Raw genomic sequence first — 24,216 nt, 5'->3', positions numbered from 1 at the left:
GCTGAGAATCAACCCTCTGACTGAAATGAAATTTCGAATATCTCGGCAAGATGATGAGTATATGGAACGACATCTTGTACGGTTGGTACACGTATTTTTAAGCCACAATTAGTGGATAAAAACGAAAGAAGCCGCTATGAAAGAAATATTAAAAACATTAGTTGAAACGATGACGCTTCCTGAAGACAGTTATCTTGAGCAGGACTCAGAGATTCTTGATATTTTTATTGAAGAGTTAGATGAGATTTTTGTTGAATTAGAACCATTATTAGTTCAATGGATCGAACACCCTGATCAAAAAGATGTAATTACAGATATTCGCCGCCACTTTCATACATTGAAAGGTTCTGGTCGAATGGTCGGTGCGAAATCATCAGGCGAATTGGCATGGACTGTTGAAGATACTCTGAATCGCATAATTGCAGGTACCATTTCACTGGATCAGAATATTCAGCAATATGTACAAACGGTATTCAATATCTATAGATTTAAACTCCTCCAAGATTTTAAATCAGTTCAAGCTCATCATATTAATTTAAAACCATTAGTATTATTGGGGCAGCAACTACAAAAAGAACAAAGCCTTGAGCCTGCTTTAGCCGAATTACTACAACTGTCAGTTACTTTAGATAAAGAAGATGTCATTACAGGCTTGGAAGCAAGTGCTGACGATAATTTGGAAGAAGCAAAAGCTGTTTCTAATGAAGAAAATCTTGTTGAAGACCAAACTGAAGAAGATGGTTTAATAAAAGAAACTTTAGCAATCTTCTTAGAAGAGTCGGAAGATCATTTAGCAACGATTGATCAATTTTTGTTAAAAGATCGTCCAACAAATGATAATTACAATACCTTGATTCGAGCTTTACATACCTTGCGTGGTAGTTCAGCAATGGCACATGTAGATCAGGTATTTGATGCAAGTTCAAAAGTTGAGAACTTATTCAAAACGCTCTTACAAGAAGAATTAGATTCAAGTTCGGATGAAACTGCATTACTCATCCATTATGCTCAGTTTGTGCGTGATTATTTACACACCCTTAAACAAGAAGGTCCAAAGCAAAAGTTTGATGAAATTTTTGATACCTTCAATGTTGCTTGGGATAGCTATGATTTTCAATTGGAAGAAAAACAAGGGGATACCGTACGTCCTCAAGGTCTTGTTTCTCAATTATTAGAGCTTGATATCAATGATCTGCTTGATGTGGAGTTTGATTTTGAAAAGCGTGCCCGCAGTGAATTTCCTCAGTATATTCAAACATTAAGTAAGCAAACAGAGCGTTTATTACAGCATACTCATCATCATGCAACAATTGGGATGTATCAGTACACAAGTCTGTTACGTTCAAGTTATCAAGATCTTCTATTCAAACCGAGTTTATTAAATCTTGATTATGCTTTTGAGTTATATCAGCAAGTTCATCAACACTTTATTCAATTATTTGATACGTTGGCAGCAGGACAACGGGTAACTTTGACTAAAGTTCATGAGCGTATTCTCAATGAACTGAGTTCATTTACTCAGCAGAATGTTGAAAGTGTTGCATCAAGTGATCAATTACCTGCCGAAATTGTTGAAATCGCTCAAGATCAGCCTTACACGTCAGATATTAGTGAACATACAACTGTAAATGATCTCTCAACGCAGTTTGCGCTTGATAAGCAAATGCTTGACTCTAATGAGTCCAATCGAGATTTTGACCCTGATCTTTTAGATATCTTCCTAGAAGAGGCTGATGAGTTACTCGCTGGTATCGATGCAGATTTAACGACATGGTCATCTGATCAACAAAATCTAAATGCTCTAAAGAATTTGATGCGTTATTTACACACCTTAAAAGGTGGGTCAAATATGATTCAAGCACGGCATATTGGGTTGATTGCACATGAGCTAGAAACTATTTACGAGAAGTTAATCAATCAACAGATACAGGCTTCCTCTGCTTTAGTTAATTTAATTCGTGCTGTACAGGATGATATTGCTGATCGTATTCAAACTATTAAAGATCATCAAGTTGATTATCCTTCAACTCATGTTTTGGGTTTGTTAAAAGGCGTAGGTGCATCGGATTCGTCACAAGTATCTGAAGTTTCACACGAGCAAAAAGCTGAGCAAGAATTCATACTTAATGTGCAAGACCAAGAGCTAAGCTTAAATAACAGTGAAATCATTATTGAAAGTGACGAGGTTGAAGCCCTTTCATCTGATGACAATAGTCAAACGACCATCAGTAATACAGTAGATGTAACAGATTTCGCTCAACAACTGGCTTTAGACAAACAACTACTACAATCTAGTGATTCAAATCGTAATTTTGATCCAGACTTACTTGATATCTTCTTAGATGAGGCGGACGAGTTACTCGCTGGTATTGATTCAGATTTAAGTCTTTGGACTGCTGATCATACGAATTTAGCTGCATTAAAAAATCTTATGCGTTATTTGCACACCTTAAAAGGTGGATCAAATATGATTCAAGCAACGCATATGGGACTAATCGCACATGAGCTAGAAACAATTTACGAAAAGCTCATTAATCAGCAACTTCATGCATCTTCTGAGCTGATCGCATTAATAAGATTGGTACAAGATGACATTGCTGATCGTGTTCAAACAATTCGTGATCAACAAATCGATTATCCATCAGTACATGTCGTAAATCTTCTACAGCAGCAACATCAAGGTTCTGTTTCAGAATCAGTTTCTTCCACACTTGTGCAGTCTGTTGAAGTTGTTGATAGCCAACCGCAAGATCACTATGATGCGACTACTTCTTTGGTGACTGAGACATCTAGTCCAACCATTGAAATTGACGGTGAGGTTGCAGCTACGATTGAGCAGAATGCCCTCGAAACATCTCAAAATGCTGATGAGGAAGTACGTTCACTTGTCGAAGAAACTTTCCTTGAAGAAGCAGAAGAATTACTAGAACAAGCTCAAAGTTTATTAAAACAATGGTTTGAACAACGTGGTAATCGTAGCTTGTTATTGCAGTTGCAGCGTAATGCCCATAGTTTAAAGGGTGGAGCACGCATGGCTCAACTCGAAGCAGTTGGTGTTATTGCTTATCATTTGGAAAATACCTTTGAGCAGTTTGGTTTACATCATTTCAACTCTAATGTTTATGACAATTTACTCAATACAGCATTAACTTGGTTACATGACGCTATTTTCAAACGTCAATACGCCAATTTTGATGGTTTAAAACATAGTTTAGAAAATATCGAATTCGTTGATGTTTCTGCACAGCTTCCACAAAAAATCTCTGCTAAAGATGTATTTACTCCTGAATATACGATGGAGTTTGTGCAAGGTGATGGTACTGAGCCACCATCAATGTTTGGTGAGTGGGAAAGTTCTGAGCGTATCGAACAGAACAATGAAATGATCCGTGTTTCTGCTGAAGTCATTGAAAAAATGATTGATTTATCAGGCGAGAATGCGATCAACCGTTCGCGTATTGAGATGGACTTGGGACAGTTGGGTGGAACTCTAACTGAGATGGAGCTAGCGATTAAGCGTTTGGCTGATCAGTTGCGTCGAATGGAAGGTGAGTTAGAAAGTCAAATTATTGCTCGTCATGGCGGTGAAAATTCACGTTATGAGGATTTCGATCCATTAGAGATGGACCAATATTCTTCACTCAATCAATTATCGAAATCTTTGGCTGAATCGGCATCTGACTTAGTCGATTTCAAAACAACTTTATCTGAAAAGATCCGTGATACTGAAGGTCTGTTATTACAGCAGTCTCGTATTCAAGCGGAAATTCAGGAAAGCTTGATGAGAACTCGTCTAGTACCATTCTCAAGATTGCTACCACGATTACAGCGTATTGTTCGTCAAACAGCATCCACATTGAAGCGTCCAACAGAATTGGTGGTGAATAATACTGAGGGTGAACTTGATCGTAGTATTCTCGAAAGATTGATTGCGCCTTTCGAACATATGTTACGTAATGCGATTGACCATGGTATCGAGGATCGTGAGCAACGTTTGCAAGCCAATAAACCAGAAACAGGTCATATTGTATTAAATATCGGTCGTCAAGGGACTGATGTTGTTGTGACATTCAGTGATGATGGTAAAGGTATTGATGTTAGCCGTATCAAGCAAAAAGCTATTCAAACGGGTTTGATGACCAAAGATCAAAAGCTTGAACAAGAAGAAATCTTACAATTTATTTTCCACCCAGGATTTAGTACGGCTGCACAGGTTACGCAGATTTCGGGTCGTGGTGTAGGTCTTGACGTTGTACAAAGTGATATCAAAGCATTAGGTGGTCACGTCAGTGTAGACTCAACGCTTGGTAAGGGAACAACTTTCACAATTCGTGTCCCAACAACTGTGGCGGTTAGTGATGCGTTAATGGTGAAAGCGGGTGATCAGCAATTTGCGTTCCCACTTGCACAAATTGATCGTATTGTGCGAATTTCTCCTGCAGCTTTAGAACAATATTTCGAAGGTCAGGATGATTACTTCACAATTGATCAAGAGAAATATCGCTTACGTTATTTATCTGAGTTTGTAGCAGGTCAACCAATTCCACGCTTAAGTGGAATGGTGCATTCTCTGCCTGTACTTTTGGTTAAAGGTGCGCAAGGTCAAACTACGGCTTTACTGGTTGATCAATTGATCGGTTCTCGTGGCCAAATTGTTGTGAAACCTATTGGACAACAGTTCTCGAGTATTGGTGTGATTGCAGGAGCGACGATTCTAGGTGATGGACAAGTCTGTTTGATTCTAGATGGTCAAACTATTGCTCGTCAGGCGCAGTCAACTCATCGCAGTAAACAAGCTGATGATACCTATACCAAACAGCGTTATGATGAACGTCGCTTGATTATGATTGTCGATGACTCTGTTACGGTACGAAAAGTCACATCACGTTTATTAGAACGCCATGGTTATGATGTTGTGACAGCGAAAGACGGTGTTGATGCGATTGAACAACTTGAAACAATCAAACCTGATTTAATGTTGTTAGATATTGAAATGCCGCGAATGGATGGTTTCGAAGTGACGAATCTTGTTCGACATCATGAGTTGCACCGAGATTTACCGATTATTATGATTACCTCACGTACTGGTGAGAAACATCGTGAACGAGCATTGTCATTGGGTGTAAGTCAATACATGGGTAAACCATTCCAAGAGGAAACTCTTTTGGAAAATATCGAAAGTTTACTGACGGTTCGCTGAGAGGTAGAAACGAATGGCAAAAAAAAATGCGAACACTGCTGGATTGGGACAAATTAACCAACAAGAACTACAGCATTTAATTACAGTATCTACTGGTTTTATTGATGCCTATATTATTGATTGTTTTGATAATGTTCCAATGTTGTTACCACAAAATATTGTGCTTTCAGCAATGGATACTGAAACCAATGTTGATTTCATTGAGTGGCATGATCTTAAGCTACCAGTCTTTGCTGTCAATGATCCGAAGTTAAAAGAAGGTGTTGCTTTGGTCATTGAGGGTGATGATGTTTCAGAACGCTTTGCTTTGGTATGCAACGAAATGCCAGAATCTATTCGTTTACGTATCTCAGAAATGGTAGATGAAGAACGTGATATTAATGATAGTACGGTCTTCAAGTATGTAAAAATGGGAGAGAAGCAATTCTACGTACCTAATTTACAGCATATTCAAACCAAGCTAGGTTTATAAAATAAAAAAGGAACTCAAAATTGAGTTCCTTTTTTAATGCACAGGATTAAGTTAATAAATTTTCTAAAATCTGCTCATAAATATCAGTTAATGGATCAAGCTCATCTACGTTGACATGTTCGTTAATCTGGTGAATGGTTGCATTTAAAACCCCTAGTTCTAGTACTTGCGCGCCAGTTGGTGCGATAAAACGACCATCTGAAGTACCGCCACTCGTTGAAAGTTCGGTTTCAATGCCTGTTACATTTTTAATGGCTGTTTTTGCTGCATTCACCAACTCACCAACAGGTGTAAGGAATGGTAAACCAGACAAGGTCCATTGAATGTCGTAGGTTAATTGGTGTTTATCTAAAGTTTCGATAACACGTTGTTTTAATATTTCAGCTGTAACTTCAGTCGAATAACGGAAGTTAAAAGTCACTTTCAAAGTCCCTGGTACGACATTGGTTGCGCCAGTTCCTGCATGAATATTTGAGATTTGGAAAGAAGTTGCAGGGAAGTATTCATTACCATTGTCCCAAACTGTTTCACATAACTCATTAATTGCTTTAGAGGCGAGGTGAATTGGATTCTGTGCAAGATGAGGATAAGCCACATGTCCTTGCTTGCCGTGGATGGTTAAAACTGCATTTAAAGATCCACGACGACCATTTTTTACAATGTCACCCAATTGATGAGTACTCGAAGGTTCTCCAACAAGACACCACGTCATTTTCTCATTGCGCGCTTCTAAGGTTTCAACAACTTTGACAGTACCATTGATTGATGGGCCTTCTTCATCAGAGGTAATTAAGAACGCAATAGAACCTTTATGATTTGGATGTTTTGCTACGAAACGCTCAGAAGCAACAACCATTGCTGCCAAAGCTGTTTTCATATCAGCTGAACCACGACCATATAACTTGCCATCACGAATGCTTGGCAGAAATGGATTTGAGTTCCATGCATCTAAATGACCTGTTGGGACTACATCTGTGTGCCCAGCAAAACAAAAAACAGGTTGTTCTGTACCCCGACGCGCCCAAAGATTATCAACGTCTTCAAAGCGCATATTCTCAATTTTAAAACCTGCTTTCTCTAATCGATCAGCCATGATTTTTTGACAATCATGATCGACTGGAGTGACAGAAGGTTGACGAAGAAGTTGTAAACTGAGTTCTAAAGTATCGGAATGCTGGTTCATGCGAGATGTAGCTAGATCTGGTGAATTCTGAACCGATATAATAGGGGAATCTGATTAAGAAAGGTATGTAAAAATAAACCTTATCTGAGATGAGATAAGGTTTTGTGAACTTGCTGGATCAAGATTACATTTTTTCTTGAGTTTTTTCAGCAGTCTGAGTAACTTTGTCACCTGCTTTAGATACGTCCTGACCAAAACCTTTAAATGTATTACAACCAGTTAAAACAAAAGCAGTCATGATCGAAGCAACTAAGATTTTTTTCATCATCTTCTCCGTTTAAATGTAATTATGATGTTCTTAGAGGCTAAAAAAAATACTATAAAATGAACATGATGGTTTGTTTGTAGAACTGTTATGAAATGTTACTTTATAAAAGTTAAACAACTTAAGTTTGCTTGAACAATGATGTCCTAAACATATAAAACTGAGGTTCACTATTGGGATCGTGATAGAGCCCATCTGTCCACCATTTAGTTGAGGTAGAACTTACTTCACGATTTGGGCACAACCATTCATGCCGTTGTAAGCGATGATATTGAGCGATTGGAATATGTGTTCCCCATTTTCCTATTCTGCGACGATTATTTATCCATGTGGGGAGGGGGCTTTGACCGTTGCAAACAGTCGGTAAATACAATTGACCTTTTAAAACACAAAATTTTCTTTGAATTTTATAATCATTTATTTCAGAAAACTGAAATTGTCGTTCAGTGAAATGTTGTAATTTCCTGTTCAATGTATCTTGTCGGTTGAGCCCGTACCAATGTTTTAATTCTAGATCCATTTCACCTAGATAATACTTTAATGCCACCTCCCAATGTTCAATTTCATTACTTCGCTGATTTAAAACTAAAAAATCGAGCTCTCCAATTGTTACTGCGCCGTTGATGATTTGTATGCTATGACCAAGTAATTGATAATGATGAAAATCCTGATCTAAAAGCCAAAACCACAGTAAATTTTCGAAACGCAACCCAAGTCGTGTGCTTTTTAAGCGAGCTATAAATTCGATTAAAGGGCTTGGATCATCATCTAACTGAAATAAACGTGCTTCGTAGGATTGGTAAAGCTCTTGCCAATGATGGTCATCGTGTAGCTCAAAATTGTTTTTTATTACTAATTCATGTGGCTTTTGTGAAAGGATATTCGGGCACGAGATGCAAAATGCGAGCTGCCTGACGATTGGAGTTTTAAATTGTATCCAAGGTTCAAAAAACAGCGGCGTAGAATCGGCTTCAGACATCATTTAATCCAATCATAGAAATAAGCCAGCCAAGTTTAAGAAAGCAGCTTAAAAACACTTTATACTAGCACGCTTGTGTTGACGTATTGGTTAATAGCGCAATGAAAACTTTATTTTGGCGAAGTCTGGTCGTAATTTTCATTACGCTCGGTATTATTGGTGCAATTTTACCAGGTATGCCAACAACGGTTTTCTTGATCCTTGCTGCTTGGGCTGCATCAAAAGGATGGCCACAAATGGATGCTTGGTTACTCAATCATCCCAAATATGGAGCTACTTTACGCAACTGGCGTGAATATGGCACTGTGCCACGCAAAGCAAAATGGATTGCATCAATTATGATGCTAATCAGTGGAGTTTTGATGTTATTTACCAATGCACCAATCTTAGTCAAAGTATTCACTGATGTGACGATATTGATCGTTGCAATTTGGCTGTGGTCACGCCCTGAGCCTGATTCAAAAAATGATTAAGTAAATCTTAGAGATGGCTTTAATGCTGCGTTGATTTACGCTTAAATTTAACAAACCAAATGCTACAATGAGAATACTCATAATTTTTTAGTCATTTTAAACGCCGATAGATCCAAATTTTTAAAAAATCAAAACTACAGAAATCAGCTATTATTTGTGTTGAAATAATTTAGCGTTATTTAATCTTGAGATAAAAATGTCGTATACCATCGAACAAGCTGATATTTTGATCGATCTAGCACAACAAACCTTATATTTGCCCAAACATAATAAGTTCTATGTGATTTCATCTGGCAAGAATGGCATTGGTGAACAAGAAAATAGTGGTAAAACACCACGAGGCTGGCATCGTGTTGCTCAGAAAATCGGTCAGAAAGCAGCAAAGAATTCAGTCTTCATCGCTCGTCAACCTACTGGTGAAATTTATAATCAGCAATTAGCGGAACAGTTTCCAGAACGGGATTGGATTTTATCTCGTATTCTTTGGCTAGATGGCTTAGAAGTTGGTTTTAATAAAGGTGAGGGCTGCGACACGTTCAATCGATATATCTATATTCATGGAACACCTAAAAGCCAACCAATGGGTATTCCAATGTCGCATGGCTGTATTCGTATGCAGAATGATGAGATTCTTGAATTGTTTGAACTGGTTCCTGAACATGCACTGGTCTACATTTCTGAATCGCCTTTAGAAATTTAGCTGTTAGAAATCGAATAAGTGTTTAAATAAAATACTGAAATATTAGATTTTATCGTGAATTACCTATTTTTTAATCATTCACACTGTTTTTTTAGAAAAGATGAGGAAAAGCGTTTGACAGGCTGTAAAGATTCTCTATAATGCACCTCACAAACGATGAAGACGTTAAGGGCGCTTAGCTCAGTTGGTAGAGCGTCTGCCTTACAAGCAGAATGTCGGCGGTTCGATCCCGTCAGCGCCCACCAAGCCTTTACGTTAAAACTCAAGTGCAGCGGTAGTTCAGTTGGTTAGAATATCGGCCTGTCACGCCGAGGGTCGCGGGTTCGAGCCCCGTCCGCTGCGCCACTTAAGTTTTAATAATCGTTTTTGAAATTGCAAGATTATAGTGCAGCGGTAGTTCAGTTGGTTAGAATATCGGCCTGTCACGCCGAGGGTCGCGGGTTCGAGCCCCGTCCGCTGCGCCACTTAAGGATTGCAAATTCAGTTAGAGTTAAGTAAATTAGACGTTTACTTAAACAAAGCCAAGCTTTGTTACCTCGCTCAGGGCGCTTAGCTCAGTTGGTAGAGCGTCTGCCTTACAAGCAGAATGTCGGCGGTTCGATCCCGTCAGCGCCCACCATAATTTGTGACATTAACTATCAAATAGATAGTTACCCAGTGCAGCGGTAGTTCAGTTGGTTAGAATATCGGCCTGTCACGCCGAGGGTCGCGGGTTCGAGCCCCGTTCGCTGCGCCATTTTCTTGATACCTTATTCAAGAAAATAAATGTTTTAACAAGTATCTTTATACTTGATCTCTGATACGAGATGCCATTAGGGAAATCAAAGATTTTTCTCTTGCGCTCAGACAAAGCCAAGCTTTGTTACCTCGCTCAGGGCGCTTAGCTCAGTTGGTAGAGCGTCTGCCTTACAAGCAGAATGTCGGCGGTTCGATCCCGTCAGCGCCCACCATAACTTCCATACAATATCTTGCTATCTTGATTGTGATTTTAAGTCATTTCTTTTATCATTAGCCGCAATAATGATTCTAAAATTGAAGTGATTTATGAGAAATCCTTATCAACGCAAGGCTGCGTCGAAATCTCAAACTAATTCTAATCATTCTCCAAAAGATACTTATCGTCAGTTCATTGAACAAATTGTTATGCAGCGTCAAGTGATTGCTTTGTATCATGATGGGTGGGCGTTGTGTGCAACACCTTCTGGGCAACATGCTTTATCAATCTGGCAAAGTAAAGGATTGGCAAAATTATTAATTAAAGATAATTGGGCAAACTATCATCTACAGGAAGTTCCATTATTGGCTTTTATTGAAAAGATGATTCCCTTTTTAAAGGAAAATAATACGATCCTTTCTTTAGATCTGACACCTGAAGGTAATAATTTATTGGTGCCACCTGATACATTATTGTTAGATATTAAAAACTTTCTTTATCAAGTCTATTTACAGCGCCCTGATGTATTTGCTGAGTTAAAATTGCCCCTGCCACGTGATATCCGTTTGCATAATTAAATCAAAAAAAGATTGGGGCAGAGCCCCCCAATCAATATTCATTTAATATCCATCCGCTTGCATAAGCGAAATACTCTCTTAACCATGCATTATATCGAGTGCTTAAAGGCGTAGTTGATCCAAGTAAAATGGTTTGGCTATAACCTTGTTTTTTTGCAATCGCTTGCGCACGTAAGGTATGAAAGTCACTGGTTACGATTGCAATGGGTTGTTGAAGAGTAATGTGATGCGCTGATAGCAGAGGCTGGCTATTCTTGAGGTTAAGTTCAGTGCTGGTGCTTTTGTCTTCGAGTAAAATCTGAGTGGCAGGGATTTGATGTTTTTGCTGCAAATAGCGTGACATAACAATTGCTTCGCTATCTTTCTCGCCAAAATCAATTCCACCAGAGACAATCACTTTTGCATCTGGTTGAGCTTTTGCCAATGGTGCTGCACGATCAAGACGTTTTGCAAGTGTTGCTGATGGTTGACCATTCTCGATGCCTGTTCCTAAAACAATAATTGCTTTAACAGGTGGAATAGATTGAGGTTTCTGATTGTTATCTGTCAGATAATTAAAGAAATACCCTAGACTAATGATCCAAATCCAAAAACATGCCCATGCAAAGCGCCAAATAGAATGCAGACGGAAGTGATAAAAGAAAAACCGTTCAAAATGATAATAGAAATAAGCGTAAATACAGAAAAATAGTCCAATTAAAAAGGGTAAAACTGTACCGATGTGAATTTTTTTAAGCGCAATTAGAATAGCTCCATCTAGGAATAAAATAGAACCGACTATAGCTAAAATGATACGAATCCATGAGCTTGCTTGCATAATCTTTTTCGTAAGCGATATAAAACGTGCTAAGTGTATGCAAAATTCATCGAAAGGCAAACGCTTCTATTGATGAATAAAAAATGGGTGAATATCACCCATCTTTATCTATATTCAATAAAGCTTAGTAAACATCTCGACGATAACGACCTGATAATCGTAATTCATCCAATTTTTCCTCTCCTAGAAGATCGATCAATGCAGCTTCAACACCTGTTGCCATACCTTCAATGCTTCCACAAATGTATATGACAGCATCTTTAGCGATCCATGCTAAAAGCTCTTCAGCATTGTTGCGAAGAATATCTTGTACATAAATACGTTGAGCTTGATCTCTAGAGAATGCCAAGTCTAGACGTTTTAGAGTTCCCATGTTTTTCCATGCTTCGATGGTATCTTTATAGAAATAGTCACATTCACGTTGACGCTCACCAAAAATTAACCAATTTTCAGTGTAATTTTGACGATTACGTTGTTGCAACAGGCTCATCAAACCTGCGATACCTGTGCCATTACCGATACAAATGATTGGACGATTATCACCAATCAGATGGAATGATTCATTCGTGCGAATTCGTAAAGCTAGTTTATCTTTGATTTGGATATGTTCTGTTAACCATCCAGAGCCTAACCCAAGTTCACCTTGTGGGTCACGCTGTTGACGAACGACAAGTCTGAGAATTTGCTGCGGAGGAATACTAGCGATAGAGTATTCTCGAGTGGGTAGGGTAGGAAGCTGCTCGATAAGCTCATCAAGATGATTGTATGCCAGAACATCTACGCGTAAATTTTTATTCCGTAATGCCTGATCAATTTTCTGATTCAATGATTCGATTTTGGATTCAGCTGAGATTTGGTACTTTTCTAAAAAGCGTTGAATCTCTGTAGGAGTATTTTCTGGTTGAATTTCTGCAATATCACCAGGATGCCAAGTCATATCATGAGGAGCGGTGAATTCAATATTGTAAGCAGGTTGCCCAAGACTATTTGGGTTGAGGAGTGTACGAGAACTTAATGTCCAGTGATCAAATACTTTTTCAATGTTCATTGCATGTAGTTCTGTGTGCGTAATCTCTGATAAAGCCTGATTCCAGCGTTGGATATCATTAGGATTGACGTTATCGACTTCAATTAAGTCAAATAAAGGTGATGCCTTCGATGCTAATAACCATTGGTTTATTGCATGCCCAAAACTACAGAAACTTTCAGGATATTCTTTAGAACCCAATGCAAGCACTGCAAACTGCATTGAACTTAAATCTAGTGATTGCTTCATCATCTTTTTGCTGAAGCTAGTTGCTAAGTCAGGTGCCTCACCAGTTCCATAGGTACTCACCACAAATAAGACAAGCTCAGCTTGCTGAAGCTCACGCTCAGTCAACTGTTGAAGAGGTTTAACAATTGTTGCTTGCTGTGCTTCTTGTAAGCATGTTGCTGTACGCCATGCGAGTTGCTCAGCCACACCTGTTTGACTTGCGTATGTGATGAGCCATGGTTTTGTATTTGGGTCAATAACTTGAGAACCGATCGTATTTCGTACCGCGAGTGTGAGTTTTTTTTGTTTGCGACGTTTTAAATAAAGCATCCAACCTGTGACGAAAAATAAAGGCATTGTTAAAGATGCCAGCATTGCTAAAAATTGATAAGTGTCACCAAAAAAGCTTCCACGATGTACAGGGAGCATACTGCTCATAATCTTTTCATTTAGCTTCTTATCTTCGTAGAGCTCAAATTTCTCAAAAGTGTTGGATTGATAATTATAAATAGCCTGGTTACGAGCACGTTCATGTTGGGGGATAGCATCAACAAAAGATAGCTCAAGCTTTGCATCGTTCTTTTTCGGAATATTAAACGTTAATGATGAATATTCACGTCCAATTTGGGCATTCACGCCTGTCCACGATTGCGACAATATGTTGGTCACTTGCTCAGGTTTAAGTTTTTCTTTTTCAGGTTTTTTTCTATCTTGGTTCGGTTCGTTGCGTTTAGGTTGTTCAACTCCCATGACTTTGAACATACCAGCACGCCACCAGTCATATGACCAATACAAACCAGTGCATGCAAATAAGAGATAAAAGACGACAAGCCAAGTTCCAACTACAGCATGTAAATCCCAAATAAAATTGCGACCCTTAAGTTTAGGCTTAATAAAGAACCATTGTTTAAAAGAATGTTTTTTAGGGAAGCGGAGATAAAGTCCACTCAGCACAAAAAAGATAAGCATCAAGGTTGATGCACCTGTAATTTGTGCTCCAAACTCGCCTGCTGTTAAGTTCCGATGCAATCGTTGGATAAATTGTAATACTTCACGACCTTTGACTTCTGGTAACACTTCAGCTGTATATGGATTGACCATCATGTTATGGCCACGACGAGCACCTTCTTTTTTAATATTTACTGTAGAAGATGCGGTAGGGTCAGCTGCGATGGTAATACTATTAATCTCAATATCGGGTTGTTTTTTATTGAAGTGTTGAAATATCTGGGCTGGGGTTAACTTTGGAGTAGAAGCAGCTTCAACAACATAGCTCTCTTTATTGATGAATTCTAAGATTTGCTGATCATATGAATAAATTGCTCCAGTTATGCCCATCAATGAAAGGATTAAACCTGCAGTGATCCCTAAAAACCAATGAATTTGGAAGAAGACTTTTTTAAGCATGGTCAAAAAATGTAAATAAAGTGGAGTTCATGTAAAAAATTATAACTCAAGATTGAGAATATAATATGGATTTTGTAGGTAATATTGATTTTGATTCTCATTTAAATTTTTCATATTAAAAAAAACCTCTCATTTTGAGAGGCTTTTTTTGAATATTTTTAATTATAGCGTTTTCGGAGCGCCTACAGTTTCATTCAAATGTTTACGAACAGTATTGAATGAAAAGTTTTTTGAATCCATGCGTTTAGGAAGGATATATGCACCTTGTTGTTCATCACCTTTTGGTGTTTTTACTTTAAAGTTCACCAAAATGAAGTCAGGTGAGCTATACCACTCATAAATATCTTTCCAACCGATTGTTGCAGTACCTTCTTGAACGCCCATTTTTTGGCGCATGACGATACCGTGTGGTTGAACACCAAGACGAAGACCTTTAATTTCCTGAACTGGGAATTCATTCATTTTACGTTTCACATACCACTCAAGACCGAATCGTTTAATCAGGTAGAAGAGGGCAACGAACACGATAACAACCCAACAAAATACAGTTGAGTAAGTAGAGTAGTAGTTAATCAGTCCAGCGGTCACTAAAGAAAGCACCACAAGCGAAATCATAATGATCCACGCTTTGCGACTAAATTTATTAGTACTACGCCAAATCATAAGTTGAGCTTGACGTTGTTCAGCTTCGGAAACTTCGTAGGGAACAGGTTGTAGCGTATAAGCGTATAGCGTTTTGGCGGTCATAGTATAAAAAATGAGTGTAGAACTAGGTTAAGTTTAGCATTAATTAGCAGTCAAAGATATTATGCCAATGGTGGATAAATCAAAGAGATGCAAACTCAGTGCCATCCTGATTTGGCTCATGACTCAAGCTTTGTTTAAGCATGCTTAAGCGAGTCAAAATACCAAACATGAGTGATAATTGTTGCAAAATAATCAAGGATTTTGGATCCCCTTCATCATGAGTACTGAGTCGTTGACGTATGGTTTGTAACATGTTTTGCGCGGATAAATCTGGAACCTCATCACGCAATAATGTGCCTTTAATATCATCTAGGGCTTGATCAAGTAAAGCCAATACTTCTTGATCATGGATTTGTGCACGATGTGCACCTAAGGCTGCGATATAGCTCAAAAAGGTATGACTCAAACACAAGAACTCGAATGCAAGTGACTTTTGTGTTGGATCAATATTTGGCTCAGTTGCTAATGTGGAAATTAAAGAAGCAACTTCCGCATCGGTATTGTGCGCTGCGCGACGAACTACACGATAATTCAGTGCATTATTTTTACCTTCGTGGTATTGCTGAACCACTTCCGTAAGATAATTACATTGAGCTTCTATAGAACGCTGGATGGTACGAGGCAGCCGGCGAAATTTCCAATCGGGCCAAATAAAACTCACGCCAAACCATGCGAGGGCACATCCGATAAGTGTATCGATAAATCTTGGAAAGCCAGCAGCAAATGCAGAACCATCAAGATTAAAGTTGATCAGTGCCAAGATAGTGATGAATGCAGTTGCTTGAGCATATTGCTTACTTCTTAGTTCGAAAAATAACACACCGCTTAAAACAAGCATCACCAATTGCCCTTCAAGTGAAGGAATAAAATAGATAATCGCCAATCCAACAATAATGCCGATTAATGTACCCACTATACGCAAATATAAGCGGCGTTTTGTGGCGTTGAAGTTTGGCTGACATACGAACAGTGCAGTGAGTAAAATCCAGTATCCATATGCAATATTGGTAACTTGAATAAAAATATAGCCAATAAATAAAACGATAGATAAACGGACCGCGTGTCGGAATAAAACAGATTCAGGTGTGAGATGCTGTTTGACTCGAACAAAAATATCATTCCAACCTTTGAGATCATCATCTTTAAGTTGGTGTTCAGTCTGTTGAGCGTTGATCAGTTGCAAATCGCGTTCTGTTTCTAAGTTTTGCAGTTGGGCATCGATCGATTTTAAATTTTGATAGAGTGCAAATAAGGCATTCACACGTACTTGATCATAAATATTATCTTCACGTAATTTTTCTAATGACAGTCTAAGATTTTCAAAACTATGTTGAAATCTTTTGTTATGCGTATAACGTGTGCGATTCAAGATACATTGCGCTAAGTCCTGACATGCTTTACCTTGAATGGTAAGAATACGTTGGAAACGAAATAAAATATCACTGTGCTGAAACAGTTTAGCGAGTTTTTGGTAATCAATATGAGCGGAATCAGCACGCTCGTGAATATCTTGAGCTACAAAATAATACTGTAAGCTGCGTCGCGTATCTTTTTGACCTCGGTCTCCTTTGAGGCGAGTGACTAGTGCTACACGTAAATTATTGAATAATGTAATTAATTTTCCATTTTCTAGTGCTAAATCAATCATGCTTTGTTGGTAGCTTGATGCGGTCATATCCACATCAAACAGGTTTGATTTAGCATATAAAAAACTACCTAAAGCATTATAAGATGCTGATAGTTGATCTTGTAACTGACGGACTGGAAATAATAAGAAGCTGATAGTTGAAATCAGACCATACCATGCTGCTCCGATCACAAGTAATGCAGGTTGCAAATACCAGTCTTCAAATAGATGAACACCAAGCATGGTATATACCGAAACCACCAAGCATCCATAAGCAATCGTTGCGTAACGTCGCCCTAACGAACCTAACAGAATCCAGCCAATACAAGAGGCGATCAAACCAAAAGCAAATGCGAAAGGGTATGGAAATAATAATTGAACGGATGCTGCGGTAATAAAAAAACCGATGTAGGTGTAGATTAAGTTCATGATCCGCACAGAAAAGCGATCATCAATATCACTGATACCCGCAGCGACTACACCTAAAGTTAATGGAATCGTAGCCAGTTGAAAATCCAATAAATAAGGAACAAAAGCTGTACCTACAAAAGCGATCAACATCCTCACGTTATACATAAACGTGGTGTTATAAGTTAATTGTTTTAAACGTCCAAACCAAGGATTCAAGCGCTGTCCTTTTCGTATCGTGTCATGGAATTATTGTATGGGAACTGACATCTCAAAAGTGCTAGTCAGCCTGTATTATTATGCACAAAATAGCATGAGAGTGTTAAGCTTAGATCAGGAATAAACTTGAAAAGTGAAGTATTATGAAGGTCGAGCAGTCTAATTCACGTCAATATTCAACAACTTGGATTATGTTGCTTGCACTCCTTACCGCTTTAGGTCCTTTATCAATTGATATGTATTTACCCGCTTTGCCTGAAATGGCAGAGGAGTTTGGGGTGAGTACACAAATGGTCGCAAATACTTTGCCTGCTTATTTTTTAGGGCTTGCGATTGGTCAACTTATCTATGGTCCAGTGAGCGATCGGATTGGTCGAAAAAAACCTTTGTATTTTGGTTTAACCCTTTATGTGATTGCCAGTTTGGCATGTGTGTTTGCAAGTAATGAATGGGCATTAATCGTTGCACGTATTTTTCAAGCGCTTGGGGGCTGTGTCGGTGTCGTTATTGCGCGCGCTGCGATTCGTGATCGACTGGATGTTCAAGGTTCAGCTCAAGCATTTTCAAGTATGATGATTGTCATGGGGCTAGCACCTATTTTAGCACCTATGTTTGGCGCTTGGATTCTGAACTTTTTCCCTTGGGAAATGATTTTTGCTGCATTGGCTATTATTGGTGTGATCTGTTGGTTATGTGTCCATTTCTTTTTTAAAGAATCTTTGCCAATTGAGCGTCGTCTCAAGCTTTCCACTTATCAAGTCACAACGCTTTATGCCGCAATTCTAAAAGATGCGAGCTTTAGAGTCCCCATGTTTGCAGGCTGTCTGACAGGTGCAGCTTTGTTTTGTTACATCAGTTCTGCATCAGCGGTCTTTATGGGACAATATGGATTATCTCAACAGCAATTCTCCTATGCATTCGCTTTTAATGCTGCTGGAATTATGTTGATGTCTTCTTTGAATAAGCATCTCAATACACGAATGGATATTTATCCCCGTCTTCGTTTAGGCGGTTCGATTCAGTTCCTTGGTGCTGTATGTGTTGTGTTTGCAGGATCAATGCATAACGCTCCGTTGTGGATATTGATGTCTGGTTTATTTTTTGTAGTGTCTGGAATTGGTTTGACTGGTCCAAATGCAATGGCTTTGGCAATGTCTAAACAAGGTGCTCGAGCTGGAACTGCGAGTGCGATCATGGGAAGTATGCAGTTTGCATGTGGTTTATTAGGTGGTGTTATTCTGAACTTTTTGATTTGGAAAGCATCATTGAACATGGGGCTCATGATGTTGATGTTTACTTCAGCAGGACTGGTCGCTATCTTTAAGGTTGGAAGACAACAGAACAGTATCTCTCTGTAGAGATACTGTGGTCATTAAAGTTTACTCACCAACAAAGACAGTAAAATTTTCGACAGGTTCGCGCGGCGTAATAAAGGTATTCACGATGTGATCTGGATCGGCATATCCTAATGCAATTGCACAAATAAGCTCTTCATCATCTGGTGCTCCAAGTACATCTAAGACAATTGGATAAAAGTGATTCCATGCAGCTTGAGGGCAAGTATCCAAACCACGTGCTTTAGCAGCGACCATCACATTTTGAATCATCATCGAAATATCCATCTTCGATCCGATTCCCATCGCTTTGTTGACAGTAAAGAAAAGTCCAACAGGCGCATCAAAAAGCTGAAAGTTACGCAGTTGTTGTGCTGCCATTTTTTCCTTTTCGCCTTTTTGAATACCTAATAATCCGTATAGACCCCAACCATTTGCACGACGACGATCAATAAACGGTGAAATCCAATTTTCTGGATAATATGCAAAAGTTTCTTTGTACTGCTCTGCTAATTCTGGTTTTTGAAATAACTCAAGCTGAGCTGCACAGACGCGTTCAATCATCTCTGCGCGTTTGTTTCCAGTAAGCACATAAACCTTCCATGGTTGAGTGTTTGTACCTGATGGTGCTCGGCTTGCGACTGACAAAATGTCTTTAATCGTTTGTACATCAACAGGTGTGTCTAGAAATGCACGTACTGAGTGGCGAGAAGTTATTGCTTCATCAACATAACGGACTTGTTCCGTATTCATATAAACTCCAGCTCTTTTAGCTATTTTCTCATTGGGTGAGACTATAAATGAATCTGGTGTTTTTGCAGATGGTTTTTTAGTCGTATTGCAAAATTTGTTTTAAAAGTAATCGTATTTTCGTTTCATTAGTAAAAGCTGAATAATTTATGCGCGGTTTTGTTTTGTTTGTGTGAAAAAGAAATATATTTGTAACATAATGAAATAGAACTATTATTTAGCCAAAATTGTTTAAAACTGAGTTTTTATTCGAATAAAAAAATACACACAATATTCTAAATTTATGCATAATACGCCCTTTTTAAAAATTGATTAGGCTTTCCTTACTGATTGGGTGAGGGGGATTTTCTATTACAAACATAGTGAATTTATCCAATTTTATGTTTGTAGAAATGTTGAAATATACATCGAATACAAGGAGCTTCTCATGAGTTTACCTCTCATCCGCAAGCCGTTCTTGATTCAGGGTTTGGCATTTACTGTTGCTATCTTGATGATGAACACGACACAGGCTGCTACTGAGCAAGAGCAAATTCAACAACTTCGTGAGGAAGTGAAAGAGTTGCGTGCTTTACTTGAACAATATGTTCCTCAATCAAAACAAAAAACTACATTGCCTGTTTCAGATTCAGCTCAAGTTCTAGCTGCTCAGACTACAACTCCATCATCTGATACAAATAAAAAATCGCCACTCTCTTTTCAAACAGCATCTGGTGCTGATGTAAAGTTATATGGTTTCTTGCGTGGAGATGCTTCTTATCAAGCCAAAGGTGGCGATGGTATTTTTAACTGAATTAATAAAGTCGATCTCGAAAATAATGAGAAAAATAGTGACCGATTTTATAGCACTGCGACTGTGACTCGTTTGGGCTTAGATTTTAAAGCACCTGTACAAGGTGCAGATGTTGGTGGAAAGCTAGAAGTTGATTTTCGCGGTGGAACTAACAACGATACAATCCGTATCCGCCATGCGTATTTGACTTATAACGACTGGTTGTTTGGTCAAACTACATCAACATTCTTGGCGACAGATCTGCAACCTGAGATGCTTGATTTCAATTCACCTTTAGGTATTGGTACATATCGAACTCCAATGGTTCGCTACAGTGGTTCTTTGAATCCTGTCACGAGTTATGCGATTGCATTGGAAAAAGGTAGTGATGATAATCGTGCACCTGCACTTAGCTCGAAAATCAAATACGATTTTGCAGAGGGTAAGGGGACAACTTCAGCTCGTGCACTTTTAACAGAAGTGCGTAGTAAAGAAGCCTTTGATAAAGATTATCACCAACTCAGTGCAAATGAATCTGACTTAGGTTGGGGGATTGCGCTGGGTGCAAAATACAAATTTACAGATTCTTTGCAAGCGATGCTTGATTACTCACATGTGAAAGGTGATAGCAAATTTTTGCTTTACACCAATAATGCGTTCAATGTGAATCCGACAAATTATGATTTAAATCTCAATGAATTTGATGCTGTGACTGTGGGCACAACGTATCAGATCACGCCAAAAGTTCGTAGCACTTTGGCGTATGGCGCGATGTTTGCTAAAGATAACAATGCATTTGCTCAACAAGCATTGCTAGATACTGCGCAAAACAAAACGCTACAACAAGGTTGGTTGAATGTAATGTTTTCACCTGTTACGCCAATCACGTTCGGTTTAGAGTATATCTATGGCGAACGCAAAACCTTCAATGGTCAAAAAGGTAAGGATAACCGTGTAGGAGCAATGGCTCGCTATAACTTCTAACCTATCCTATAGGTGTAATCATCCGTGAAAACCATCTGTTAATACAGGCTGGGTTCTTACAAAGAACTGTATGTTTTTTATTAACTTGATTGAGTTTTCACTCATTTTGAGAGTTACTGTTTTATTAGTTGTGTGATGGAAAAACTATCTAAAAACTAATGAAATAAACGGAAGAGGATATGGAATTTACTTTCAATGGTTTTTATACCCTAATTTCGGCGGTTATCGTCTTGTTATTAGGGCGTCTGCTCGTTAATAAAATTGACTTCTTAAGACGTTACAACATCCCAGAGCCTGTCGCAGGTGGTTTGGTTGCAGCAGTTGTATCTTTGCTGGTGCACTCAATGTGGGGATATAGCATTGTTTTCAGCAGTCAATTGCAAACAAGTTTTATGCTGATCTTCTTTGCTTCAATTGGTCTAAGTGCTAATTTTATGAAGCTTCGTGAGGGTGGTATTGGACTCGTTATATTCTTGATCTGTGTGGCTTCTTTTATCGCAGTACAAAATGCGGTAGGTATGAGTCTTGCGTCATTGTTAGGTATTGATCCATTGGTTGGTTTGATCGCTGGTTCGATCACGCTCACAGGTGGTCATGGTACTGCTGGTGCTTGGGGTGAAATTCTTGAAACCCAACATGGGATTCAAGGTGCATTAGCACTAGGAATGGCAAGTGCGACATTTGGTCTAATTATTGGTGGGATCATTGGTGGTCCACTGGCTAAATTATTGATCAATCGTTATAGCCTTGCACATGAAAAAAGTTCATTAGAAATCAAAGATCGCGATACGCATCTTGATAAACATCCTGATGAACTTGCTCCATTTGAAAACCCACATCAAGTACGTTTAATCACAGCAGATAATGCAATCACAACATTGGGTATGTTCGCTGCCTGTCTTGCATTTGCTGAGTTTATGACGGGTTATAGCAAAGGGACATGGTTCGAGTTACCAACCTTTGTTTGGGCGCTTGGTGGCGGTGTTATTCTCCGAAATATTCTTGAAAGCGTATTGAAAATTGATATTTTTGATCGTGCAATTGATGTGTTTGGTAACGCGTCGCTTTCATTGTATTTGGCAATGGCATTGCTTTCGTTGAAGTTATGGCAATTGGCAGATTTGGCTGGACCACTTGTTGTTATTTTAGGTGCTCAAACCATTACTATGGCTCTATATGCAGCCTTTGTAACCTTCCGTGTGATGGGTAAAAACTATGATGCTGCTGTTCTTGCTGCGGGTCATTGTGGTTTTGGTATGGGGGCAACACCGACTGCGGTTGCAAACATGCAAGCCATTACGAATATGTATGGACCTTCCCATAAAGCGTTCTTAATTGTTCCGTTATGTGGTGCATTCTTTGTTGATTTAATTAACGCAACAGTAATTCAAGTTATCTTGAAATTCTTTGCCTAAGTCGGATCAAAAGCCCCATATGGGGCTTTTTTGATTCATCCATTTTTATCGTATATGTGTTTGATATACATATAATTTATTAAAGCGAATAAGTGATGAATGAACAATTAAATGCCACGCTGATGTCGTGGGTGCAATTCTTTAATGATCCGCTCTGGAATTTCTTGGTTGTCTTGTTGGTTGCAGTGGGTGTGTTTTACACATTGATCACTGGTGCGGTACAGCTTCGCTTATTTTTACACAGTATTCGTGTCATGAAAGGCAGCCGTAAAGAATGTGTGGACGAGCACGGGATCACACCGTTTCAGGCATTCGTTACAGGACTGGCAAGTCGTGTAGGGGTAGGTAACGTTGCTGGTGTTGCGATTGCGATTGCGATTGGTGGTCCGGGTGCGGTGTTTTGGATGTGGTTTACTGCATTCTTAGGTATGAGTTCTGCATTTGTGGAATCATCGCTCGCACAGTTATTTAAGGTACGAGATCATCAAAATAAACAATTCCGTGGTGGACCTGCGTATTACATTACTCAAGGTTTAAAACAAAAATGGTTAGGGATTGTTTTCGCACTTTCTCTCATTTTAGCTTATGGTTTTGTGTTTAATGCTGTACAAGCGAATGCGATTATTGGTGCAACTTCTCATGCTTGGGGATGGGATAAAGCCAATCTAACTTTAGGTTTGGGTGGTTTAGACCTAGAAATCTCATGGGTTGGCATTGGACTAGTGACAATGACAGCATTGATTATTTTTGGTGGTATTAAACGTATCGCAAAAGTTGCTGAAGGTATCGTGCCATTCATGGCATTGCTTTACATAATCGTGGCTTTGTACATTGCCATCATCAATCTGCCAATGTTGCCAGAAATCTTTAAACTTATTTTCACAAAAGCTTTTGAGTTTGAAGCGGCAGCTGGTGGTTTCTTCGGTGCTATGATTTCTATGGCAATGATGATGGGGATTAAACGTGGTTTGTTCTCAAATGAAGCAGGTATGGGTTCTGCCCCAAATGCTGCTGCTGCATCAGATGTAAAACATCCAGTAAACCAAGGTTTAGTGCAAATGCTAGGTGTCTTTGTAGATACCTTCGTTGTGTGTTCATGTACTGCGATTATCATTATGGTGTCAGGCATGTATCACGAAGCTGGTTTTGAGGGCGTAACGTTAACGCAAAAAGCGCTTGAGAGTCAGATTGGCAGTTGGGGCGGTGGTTTCCTCGCTATTATTCTGTTCTTATTTGCCTTTACGTCGATTATTGGTAACTATGCATATGCGGAAAGTAATGTGCAGTTCATCAATAACAATCCTAAAATCATGCTGATTTTCCGTATTTTAGTATTAGTTATGGTGTACTTCGGTGCAATCACTAGTGTTCCATTGGTTTGGTCTATGGCAGACTTATCGATGGGATTGATGGCAACTATTAACCTGATCGCAATTCTATTGCTGACTCCGATAGCATTGATTTTATTGAAAGATTATACCTCTCAGCTTAAAAAAGGGATTAAAGAACCTGAGTTTAAGATTGATAACTATCCTGAATTGAAGAAAAAAGTCGATTCCGATATTTGGTAAATTGATAAAAAGCTCCTGTAAAGGAGCTTTTTTTGTGGCATAGAAATCAGTCAGCAAAGAATTGATACAGCTTTTAAAAATCGCTCGGAGTAAAATTTGAGAGTGATATAAAGTGAATATGGCATC

16 protein-coding genes, 6 tRNA genes and 1 pseudogene are annotated in these 24,216 nt (G+C 38.8%); 15 read left to right on the top strand and 8 right to left on the bottom strand.

Going from position 1 to position 24,216, the window contains the following annotated elements:
* Positions 1–136 precede the first annotated feature (136 nt).
* Together ACSC97_RS02875 and ACSC97_RS02870 are read left to right on the top strand one after the other, a co-directional pair.
* Positions 137–5,200: an Hpt domain-containing protein gene (locus ACSC97_RS02875; protein ID WP_436659226.1), complete on the top strand. Its 5,064-nt coding sequence runs from the start codon at positions 137–139 to the stop codon at positions 5,198–5,200.
* A 13-nt stretch (positions 5,201–5,213) separates the two neighbouring features.
* Positions 5,214–5,672 carry a hypothetical protein gene (locus ACSC97_RS02870; protein ID WP_004908731.1) on the top strand — a complete coding sequence of 153 codons (459 nt, stop codon included), beginning with the start codon at positions 5,214–5,216 and terminating at the stop codon, positions 5,670–5,672.
* Between the two features lie 46 nt (positions 5,673–5,718).
* Here ACSC97_RS02870 and dapE read toward each other — a convergent pair whose 3' ends face one another.
* From dapE to ACSC97_RS02855, 3 genes are all read right to left on the bottom strand, one after another.
* Positions 5,719–6,855 carry a succinyl-diaminopimelate desuccinylase gene (dapE, locus tag ACSC97_RS02865; RefSeq protein ID WP_087539791.1) on the bottom strand — a complete coding sequence of 379 codons (1,137 nt, stop codon included), beginning with the start codon at positions 6,853–6,855 and terminating at the stop codon, positions 5,719–5,721.
* A gap of 124 nt (positions 6,856–6,979) precedes the next feature.
* Positions 6,980–7,123 carry an entericidin A/B family lipoprotein gene (locus ACSC97_RS02860; RefSeq protein ID WP_005402122.1) on the bottom strand — a complete coding sequence of 48 codons (144 nt, stop codon included), beginning with the start codon at positions 7,121–7,123 and terminating at the stop codon, positions 6,980–6,982.
* 118 nt (positions 7,124–7,241) lie between these two features.
* Positions 7,242–8,099 carry a DUF1853 family protein gene (locus tag ACSC97_RS02855; RefSeq protein ID WP_378223779.1) on the bottom strand — a complete coding sequence of 286 codons (858 nt, stop codon included), beginning with the start codon at positions 8,097–8,099 and terminating at the stop codon, positions 7,242–7,244.
* 101 nt (positions 8,100–8,200) lie between these two features.
* On the opposite strand from ACSC97_RS02855, the gene ACSC97_RS02850 reads away from it, so the two are divergent.
* The 9 genes from ACSC97_RS02850 (at position 8,201) to ACSC97_RS02810 (ending at position 10,784) form a co-directional block, all read left to right on the top strand.
* Entirely contained in the window at positions 8,201–8,572 is a 372-nt protein-coding gene (locus ACSC97_RS02850; RefSeq protein ID WP_233738931.1) for a YbaN family protein, read from the top strand.
* 196 nt (positions 8,573–8,768) lie between these two features.
* Positions 8,769–9,272 (top strand): cell wall-recycling L,D-carboxypeptidase ElsL, encoded by a 504-nt coding sequence (gene elsL, locus ACSC97_RS02845; protein ID WP_378223776.1) that lies wholly within the window; start codon positions 8,769–8,771, stop codon positions 9,270–9,272.
* Between the two features lie 169 nt (positions 9,273–9,441).
* Positions 9,442–9,517: transfer RNA gene (locus ACSC97_RS02840), tRNA-Val, on the top strand.
* A gap of 23 nt (positions 9,518–9,540) precedes the next feature.
* Positions 9,541–9,617, top strand: a tRNA-Asp gene (locus ACSC97_RS02835).
* A 42-nt stretch (positions 9,618–9,659) separates the two neighbouring features.
* Positions 9,660–9,736, top strand: a tRNA-Asp gene (locus ACSC97_RS02830).
* 79 nt (positions 9,737–9,815) lie between these two features.
* Positions 9,816–9,891 (top strand) — tRNA-Val (locus tag ACSC97_RS02825).
* Positions 9,892–9,931: 40 nt separating this feature from the next.
* A tRNA-Asp gene (locus ACSC97_RS02820) sits at positions 9,932–10,008 on the top strand.
* Between the two features lie 138 nt (positions 10,009–10,146).
* A tRNA-Val gene (locus tag ACSC97_RS02815) sits at positions 10,147–10,222 on the top strand.
* Positions 10,223–10,316: 94 nt separating this feature from the next.
* Complete coding sequence (locus ACSC97_RS02810; protein ID WP_436659221.1) at positions 10,317–10,784, top strand: DUF2750 domain-containing protein; 468 nt, start codon at positions 10,317–10,319, stop codon at positions 10,782–10,784.
* Between the two features lie 31 nt (positions 10,785–10,815).
* Here the strand turns inward: ACSC97_RS02810 and ACSC97_RS02805 are convergent, their stop codons facing one another.
* The 4 genes from ACSC97_RS02805 to yccS form a co-directional block, all read right to left on the bottom strand.
* Positions 10,816–11,601: a YdcF family protein gene (locus ACSC97_RS02805; protein ID WP_004950576.1), complete on the bottom strand. Its 786-nt coding sequence runs from the start codon at positions 11,599–11,601 to the stop codon at positions 10,816–10,818.
* Positions 11,602–11,725: 124 nt separating this feature from the next.
* A complete protein-coding gene (locus ACSC97_RS02800; protein WP_436659219.1) occupies positions 11,726–14,263 on the bottom strand; it encodes a PepSY domain-containing protein in 2,538 nt (845 codons plus the stop codon).
* 162 nt (positions 14,264–14,425) lie between these two features.
* On the bottom strand, positions 14,426–15,010 hold the full coding sequence (locus ACSC97_RS02795) for a YcxB family protein (protein ID WP_004908704.1): 585 nt from the start codon (positions 15,008–15,010) through the stop codon (positions 14,426–14,428).
* A 79-nt stretch (positions 15,011–15,089) separates the two neighbouring features.
* Complete coding sequence (gene yccS, locus ACSC97_RS02790) at positions 15,090–17,264, bottom strand: YccS family putative transporter (protein WP_005402127.1); 2,175 nt, start codon at positions 17,262–17,264, stop codon at positions 15,090–15,092.
* 143 nt (positions 17,265–17,407) lie between these two features.
* On the opposite strand from yccS, the gene ACSC97_RS02785 reads away from it, so the two are divergent.
* Positions 17,408–18,622, top strand: coding sequence for a multidrug effflux MFS transporter (locus ACSC97_RS02785; protein WP_436659216.1), 1,215 nt, complete (start codon positions 17,408–17,410; stop codon positions 18,620–18,622).
* Between the two features lie 21 nt (positions 18,623–18,643).
* Here ACSC97_RS02785 and ACSC97_RS02780 read toward each other — a convergent pair whose 3' ends face one another.
* Positions 18,644–19,351 (bottom strand): nitroreductase, encoded by a 708-nt coding sequence (locus ACSC97_RS02780; protein WP_099949078.1) that lies wholly within the window; start codon positions 19,349–19,351, stop codon positions 18,644–18,646.
* Positions 19,352–19,775: 424 nt separating this feature from the next.
* On the opposite strand from ACSC97_RS02780, the pseudogene ACSC97_RS02775 reads away from it, so the two are divergent.
* The 3 genes and pseudogenes from ACSC97_RS02775 (at position 19,776) to ACSC97_RS02765 (ending at position 24,090) form a co-directional block, all read left to right on the top strand.
* Positions 19,776–21,104, top strand: a pseudogene (locus ACSC97_RS02775) (DcaP family trimeric outer membrane transporter).
* A 179-nt stretch (positions 21,105–21,283) separates the two neighbouring features.
* Complete coding sequence (gene gltS / locus ACSC97_RS02770) at positions 21,284–22,519, top strand: sodium/glutamate symporter (protein ID WP_004950593.1); 1,236 nt, start codon at positions 21,284–21,286, stop codon at positions 22,517–22,519.
* 95 nt (positions 22,520–22,614) lie between these two features.
* Positions 22,615–24,090 carry an alanine/glycine:cation symporter family protein gene (locus ACSC97_RS02765; protein ID WP_004950597.1) on the top strand — a complete coding sequence of 492 codons (1,476 nt, stop codon included), beginning with the start codon at positions 22,615–22,617 and terminating at the stop codon, positions 24,088–24,090.
* The last annotated feature ends 126 nt before the right edge of the window (positions 24,091–24,216 follow it).

Origin of the sequence: Acinetobacter sp. P1(2025) (assembly GCF_051390655.1) — a bacterium.
In the GTDB taxonomy this organism is placed as follows: domain Bacteria; phylum Pseudomonadota; class Gammaproteobacteria; order Pseudomonadales; family Moraxellaceae; genus Acinetobacter; species Acinetobacter junii.
Note: the sequence above shows the minus strand (reverse complement) of the source record. Positions and strands in the feature narration are given on the sequence as shown.

Coding starts and splice junctions, on each gene's coding strand:
- ACSC97_RS02875 (WP_436659226.1), top strand. CDS start 137: ATGAAAGAAATATTAAAAACATTAGTTGAAACGATGACGCTTCCTGAA.
- ACSC97_RS02870 (WP_004908731.1), top strand. CDS start 5,214: ATGGCAAAAAAAAATGCGAACACTGCTGGATTGGGACAAATTAACCAA.
- dapE (WP_087539791.1), bottom strand. CDS start 6,855: ATGAACCAGCATTCCGATACTTTAGAACTCAGTTTACAACTTCTTCGT.
- ACSC97_RS02860 (WP_005402122.1), bottom strand. CDS start 7,123: ATGATGAAAAAAATCTTAGTTGCTTCGATCATGACTGCTTTTGTTTTA.
- ACSC97_RS02855 (WP_378223779.1), bottom strand. CDS start 8,099: ATGTCTGAAGCCGATTCTACGCCGCTGTTTTTTGAACCTTGGATACAA.
- ACSC97_RS02850 (WP_233738931.1), top strand. CDS start 8,201: ATGAAAACTTTATTTTGGCGAAGTCTGGTCGTAATTTTCATTACGCTC.
- elsL (WP_378223776.1), top strand. CDS start 8,769: ATGTCGTATACCATCGAACAAGCTGATATTTTGATCGATCTAGCACAA.
- ACSC97_RS02810 (WP_436659221.1), top strand. CDS start 10,317: ATGAGAAATCCTTATCAACGCAAGGCTGCGTCGAAATCTCAAACTAAT.
- ACSC97_RS02805 (WP_004950576.1), bottom strand. CDS start 11,601: ATGCAAGCAAGCTCATGGATTCGTATCATTTTAGCTATAGTCGGTTCT.
- ACSC97_RS02800 (WP_436659219.1), bottom strand. CDS start 14,263: ATGCTTAAAAAAGTCTTCTTCCAAATTCATTGGTTTTTAGGGATCACT.
- ACSC97_RS02795 (WP_004908704.1), bottom strand. CDS start 15,010: ATGACCGCCAAAACGCTATACGCTTATACGCTACAACCTGTTCCCTAC.
- ACSC97_RS02785 (WP_436659216.1), top strand. CDS start 17,408: ATGAAGGTCGAGCAGTCTAATTCACGTCAATATTCAACAACTTGGATT.
- ACSC97_RS02780 (WP_099949078.1), bottom strand. CDS start 19,351: ATGAATACGGAACAAGTCCGTTATGTTGATGAAGCAATAACTTCTCGC.
- gltS (WP_004950593.1), top strand. CDS start 21,284: ATGGAATTTACTTTCAATGGTTTTTATACCCTAATTTCGGCGGTTATC.
- ACSC97_RS02765 (WP_004950597.1), top strand. CDS start 22,615: ATGAATGAACAATTAAATGCCACGCTGATGTCGTGGGTGCAATTCTTT.